The following is a 4,159-nucleotide window of genomic DNA, read 5'->3' on the forward strand; positions in this document are numbered from 1 at the left end:
AGCAAGGGATGAATGCGCGTATTTTTTCGCCTGACCCTGCCCAGCCTGCCATTACAGGCAAGGTTCGGATAATTGCCCCTGTGATTGATCCACAAACCCGTTATGGCTTGGTTTATGTTGACTTGCCAGCCACTCAGGCGTTTCGGATGGGCATGTTTGTAAAAGGTTAATTTGATTTAGGTGAAAAACCAGCACTCACTATTCCACAAACTGCCTTGTTGCTACGCGATGGCTTTGCCTATGTATTTATTGTGGGGAAAAACAATCGTGTAGCACAGCAAAAAGTGACTGTTGGGCGACGTTTGGCTGATCGTGTTGAGATTCTGGACTTGCCTGCAAATGTAAAACTGGTTGCGTCTGGTACAGGTTTCCTCACCGATGGTGATTTAGTGACTGTCGCAAAAGACATTCCTGATACGCCATTGACTAAACAACTTGTGACCACACAGGGGAATTAAAATGAATTTCTCTGCCTGGTCAATCCGTAATCCTATTCCAGCCATTTTATTATTTATTATGCTGGGATTGACGGGTTTAATGTGTTTTAAATGGATGAAAATCCAGCAATTTCCAGATATTGAATTGCCAATGGTGACTGTGACCGCAGCCCTGCCAGGTGCTGCGCCACCACAACTGGAAACTGAAGTTGCTCGTAAAATTGAAAACTCGATTGCCACCCTGCAAGGTTTAAGAAATCAATATACCAATATTCAGGATGGCGTTGTCACGGTTACAGCCGAGTTCCAACTGGAAAAACCACTGCAAGAGGCGGTAGATGACGTTCGTAACGCGGTTTCCCAGGTGCGTTCAGACTTGCCTGCCGATTTACGTGACCCAATTGTCAGTAAAATCAACCTTTCAGGCTCACCCATTCTAACTTATACCATCCAGTCGCCGAAAATGGATGAGGAGGCTCTGTCATGGTTTGTGGACTATGATATTGCCCGCGCCATGCTACAAGTTAAGGGTGTGGGTGCAGTCGCCCGTGTGGGCGGTGTTACCCGTCAGGTTGAGGTTGAACTTGACCCTGAAAAATTACTGGCACTGAATGCAACTGCAACGGATATTACCCGACAATTGCGTTTGATCCAGCAAGATGCATCTGGCGGTCAAACCAAGATTGGCGGCAGTGAACAGTCCATTCGCACCATTGCAACGGTAAAAACAGCCGAAGAAATTGGGGCAATAGATATTGCACTCAGTGATGGCCGCCATATACGTCTTGATCAGGTTGCGACCATTCATGATGGTATTGCCGAACGCCGTTCTGCTGCATTGCTGAATGGACAGCCTGTGATTGGCTTTGAAATTACCCGTAGTAAGGGTGCCAGTGAGGTTGATGTTGAAAAGGGTGTGGTCGAAGCATTGGATAAACTCAAGGCTGCACATCCAGACATTAAAATCACCGAAGCATTTAACTTTGTTAAGCCCGTTGCTGACAACTATAAAGGTTCGATGTCACTGCTTTACGAGGGTGCCATTTTAGCTATTTTAGTGGTGTGGCTATTCCTACGTGACTGGCGTGCGACCATCATTGCCGCAACTGCCCTGCCCCTGTCAATTTTACCAGCCCTGATTGGGATGTACTTTTTTGGTTTCACCCTCAATACTGTTACTCTTTTAGCAATGTCGCTGGTGGTCGGGATTCTGGTCGATGATGCAATTGTTTAGATTGAGAATATCATTCGACATCTCAGGATGGGTAAAACACCCTATGAAGCGGCAATGGAAGCTGCCGATGAAATTGGGCTTGCCGTGATTGCCACCACATTTACCCTGATTGCAGTATTTTTACCGACCGCCTTTATGAGTGGTATTGCAAGTAAATTCTTTGTGCAGTTTGGCTGGACAGCAGCATTGGCCATTTTTGCCTCCTTGCTCGTAGCACGTTTGCTTACCCCAATGATGTCTGCCTATATCCTTAAACCCTGGGTCGGCAAAGTTGAACCTCATGAAGATACTGACCAACCTGCCAATGATCAAGGTACAGCGGCTTTAGCGAAAGACCGTGCCAAAGATGGCAAAGTCATGCGTAGCTATATGCGTCTGGTGACGTGGTGTTTAAACCATCGCTGGATCACGCTGTTTGGGGCAATCGCCTTTTTTATTGGTTCAGTTATGCTGATTCCACTATTACCAACTGGATTTGTACCACCACCAGACACTGGACAAACGCAGGTACGTCTGGAATTGACCCCAGGTTCACAATTTGCCGATACCTTAAAAACGGCAGAATATGCACGAAGCCTAATTAAGGATCATCCTGAAATTAAAAGCATCTATACCACCATTGGTGGAGGCGCTGCAGGAAGTGACCCCTTTGCTGGTGGTGCATCTAGTGAACCTCGTAAAGCGACTCTGACTATTCAAACCACTGAACGTACTGAACGCAGTGCCAGTCTGCAAGACATTGAAGACCAGATTCGTCAACGTTTAGCACCCTTGCCAGGTGCCAGAATTCAGGTCGGTCTGGCGGGCAATAACAGCCAATATCAACTGGCACTTTCAGGCGATGACCCTGAAGCCTTGATGTCAACAGCCCGCGCACTGGAACGTGAATTACGCACCATTCCGAATATTGGCAGTATTACTTCAAGTGCGGCACTGATTCGTCCTGAACTGGTGATTCGCCCTGATTTTGCCAAAGCCGCAGATTTGGGTGTGACCACTTACGATATTGCCGAGACTTTACGTATCGCAACTGCAGGTGACTTTGACCAAAATCTGGCAAAACTCAACCTTTCACAGCGTCAGGTGCCTGTGGTGATTAAATTGCCTCTTGCCGCCCGTCAGGATCAGGAACTGATTAAACGCCTCATGATCAAGGGTAGTCATGGTCCTGTCATGCTGGGGACGATTGCCGATGTGAATATTGAAAGTGGACCATCACAGATTGACCGCTTCAACCGTCTTCGTAATATCAACTTTAATATTGAACTCAACAACCAGCCTTTGGGTGATATTGCAGCGAAAGTTGATCAATTACCAACCATGAAGAATCTACCACCGACAGTAAAACGTACCAATATCGGTGATGCTGAAGTGATGCAGGAATTATTCTCAAGCTTTGGCTTGGCCATGCTGACGGGTGTACTGTGTATTTATGTGGTGTTGGTGCTTTTATTTAAGGACTTTTTACAACCGATCACCATCTTGGTTGCATTACCGCTGTCTTTGGGTGGCGCTTTCGTGCTGTTACTTTTGGCAAAAAGTAGCTTTTCAATGCCAAGCTTAATCGGTTTAATCATGCTCATGGGAATCGCAAGTAAAAACTCAATTCTCTTGGTGGATTACGCCATTATTGCGCGTAAAGAGCGAGACTATTCGCGTTTCAATGCCTTGCTTGATGCCTGCCATAAACGTGCCCGCCCTATTATCATGACCACATTGGCAATGGGTGCTGGGATGTTACCGATTGCATTAGGTATTGGAACTGATCCAAGCTTCCGCGCACCAATGGCACTTTCAGTGATTGGTGGATTGATCACCAGCACTTTCTTGTCATTATTAGTGATTCCTGTGGTTTACACCTTTATTGATGATATTAATCGTAAGCTTCATGGGTTGAGGAAATCTAAAACCGTTGAATAAAAACATCCATAAAAAATGGGCGGTTAATAAACCGCCCATTTTTTTTATTGTCTCTTATTTGCTTGCTAATGCTTTCTCAATATCTGCTTCGAAAGCCTCGGGCTTGGTAGTCGGCGCGTAACGTCCTAAAACCTCACCATTACGTCCCACGAGAAATTTGGTGAAATTCCATTTAATGTTCTGGCTTCCCAAAATGCCTTTCGCCTCTCGGGTTAAAAAACGAAAAATGGCATGTGCTTCAGGTCCTTTTACATCAACTTTGGCAAACATTGGAAAATTAACCCCATAGTTACGTTGGCAGAACGCCCCTATTTCTTTATTTGTTCCTGGATCCTGCCCACCAAACTGGTTACATGGAAACCCCAAAATTTCCAGACCCTGTGGTTTATATTTTTCATATAGTTTTTCAAGTCCTGCAAACTGTGGGGTAAAAGCACACTTGCTTGCAGTGTTTACAATCAGCATGACCTTACCTTTATAGTCGGCGAGCGCCTTTATATCTCCCTCTAACAATTCAGCTTCAAACTGATAAATGTTACTCATGGATATGTTTCCTCGTCGTTCTTTT

General features: G+C 45.5%; 1 protein-coding gene and 2 pseudogenes. 2 read left to right on the plus strand and 1 reads right to left on the minus strand.

Translation table 11 applies throughout. The annotated features are described in order from the left end of the window. Both B4H32_RS03270 and B4H32_RS03275 read left to right on the plus strand, forming a co-directional pair. Nucleotides 1–458, plus strand: a pseudogene (locus B4H32_RS03270) (efflux RND transporter periplasmic adaptor subunit); the annotation flags it as partial. A gap of 1 nt (nt 459) precedes the next feature. Further along, a pseudogene (locus tag B4H32_RS03275) lies at nt 460–3,591 on the plus strand (efflux RND transporter permease subunit). A gap of 54 nt (nt 3,592–3,645) precedes the next feature. Here B4H32_RS03275 and B4H32_RS03280 read toward each other — a convergent pair. Continuing rightward, nucleotides 3,646–4,134 carry a glutathione peroxidase gene (locus B4H32_RS03280; RefSeq protein ID WP_004680890.1) on the minus strand — a complete coding sequence of 163 codons (489 nt, stop codon included), beginning with the start codon at nt 4,132–4,134 and terminating at the stop codon, nt 3,646–3,648. Nucleotides 4,135–4,159: the final 25 nt, after the last annotated feature.

It is taken from the genome of Acinetobacter sp. UBA2063, assembly GCF_002333245.1.
Taxonomy (GTDB): domain Bacteria; phylum Pseudomonadota; class Gammaproteobacteria; order Pseudomonadales; family Moraxellaceae; genus Acinetobacter; species Acinetobacter parvus.